A 1,790-nucleotide genomic window follows, 5' to 3' on the forward strand; every position below is an offset into this window, starting at 1 on the left:
AGCTGGCACTGATCACCCCGGATGAAGTGGTCGCGGCAGTGAAAAAAGTCACCTATCGCTGAGGAGGCAGAGACATGGCAACCGAAATTCTGATGCCCGCGCTGTCGCCGACGATGGAAGAAGGCACGCTCGCGAAATGGCTGGTGAAGGAGGGCGACACCGTCTCCTCCGGCGATATCCTGGCCGAGATCGAGACCGACAAGGCGACGATGGAATTCGAGGCGGTCGATGAAGGCATCATGGGCCTCATCCTGATCGCCGAAGGCACGGCGGGAGTGAAGGTCAACACGCCCATCGCCGTTCTCATCGAGGAAGGCGAAAGCGCCGATGCCGCGCCCACCGCAGTCCCGGCCCCCGCGCCGGGACCTCAGGCCACCCCGGCACCGGCGGCTGCGGTATCGGCCCCAACTCCCGCCGCAACCCCGGCTCCGGCGGCACCGAAAGCCGACGGTAAACGGATCATCGCCTCGCCGCTGGCCCGGCGTCTGGCCAAGGAAAAGGGTATCGACATCGCGACACTGACCGGTACCGGCCCGCATGGCCGGATCGTCAAAGTGGATGTCGAAGGGGCAAGCGCTGCGCCAAAAACCGCATCGGCCCCGGCAGCCACACCCGCGGCGGCACCGACCGCTGCGCCCGCTGGTCCGTCGTCCGATATGGTCGCACGGATGTATGAAGGCCGGGACTACGAAGAAGTGCCGCTCGACGGCATGCGCAAGACCATCGCCGTACGGCTGACCGAGGCCAAGCAGACGATCCCGCATTTCTACCTGCGCCGCGAGGTGCAGCTCGATGCGCTGATGGCATTCCGCAGCCAGTTGAACGGGCAGTTGGAAGCACGCGGCGTGAAGCTTTCGGTCAATGACTTCATCATCAAGGCCTGCGCGCTGGCGCTGCAGGATGTGCCGGACGCCAATGCGGTCTGGGCCGGTGACCGGATGCTGAAGCTGAAACCGTCGGATGTAGCCGTGGCCGTCGCCATCGAAGGCGGGCTCTTCACGCCGGTTCTGAAGGATGCCGAGAAAAAGACCCTCTCCACCCTTTCAGCCGAGATGAAAGACCTCGCCACCCGCGCCCGCAACCGAAAGCTTGCGCCGCATGAATATCAGGGCGGCAGCTTTGCGATTTCCAACCTTGGCATGATGGGGATCGAGAATTTCGATGCGGTCATCAACCCGCCCCACGGCGCGATCCTGGCCGTCGGTGCCGGGATCAAGAAGCCGGTGGTGAAGTCAGATGGAGAGATCGGCGTGGCAACCGTGATGTCGATGACGCTTTCGGTCGATCACCGTGTCATCGACGGCGCGCTTGGCGCGGAGCTTTTGAAAGCCATTGTCGGCTATCTAGAAAGCCCGATGTCGATGTTGGCCTGAACTCGAAACGCTTCATGAAATACGAAAGAGCCGGGGTTATGCGCCCCGGCCTTTTCATTTGCACGGACGAACACGAATTGCGAATGGGATAAACGTCAGAACCCCGGCAGGGGGTGCCCTTCGCCCATCAGATAGACCAGGATCGGCACTGGTGCTACGGCGATGGCCACGGTGGCAAGCGTGGCGAGCGGCGAAAAGAGCCTGCTCATCCCCGCCAGCAGCAGGATGCCACCGCCACCGCCCAGCAATGAATTGCCGGGCAGGTTTATCAGCAGTGCCAGCAACACATACGTAAGCGTCCGGCCTGACTGCTCTGACGGTCCGTAGAGTGTGTTGATAAGTGTCCACCATTGATAGTGGACATCTTGAGGGCGGCTATGGCGGGCAAGAAGGGTCAGAAGAAGCGGTTCTGGTCGG

1 protein-coding gene and 1 pseudogene are annotated in these 1,790 nt (G+C 62.3%); one reads left to right on the forward strand and one right to left on the reverse strand.

Annotation, left to right across the window (positions count from 1 at the left end; all coding sequences use genetic code 11):
* The first annotated feature begins 74 nt into the window (after positions 1-74).
* On the forward strand, positions 75-1,373 hold the full coding sequence (locus WBB85_RS12440; protein ID WP_432638929.1) for a pyruvate dehydrogenase complex dihydrolipoamide acetyltransferase: 1,299 nt from the start codon (positions 75-77) through the stop codon (positions 1,371-1,373).
* A gap of 95 nt (positions 1,374-1,468) precedes the next feature.
* Here WBB85_RS12440 and WBB85_RS12445 read toward each other — a convergent pair.
* A pseudogene (locus WBB85_RS12445) lies at positions 1,469-1,790 on the reverse strand (hypothetical protein); the annotation flags it as partial.

Source organism: Albidovulum sp., from assembly GCF_049646345.1.
GTDB lineage: Bacteria > Pseudomonadota > Alphaproteobacteria > Rhodobacterales > Rhodobacteraceae > Albidovulum.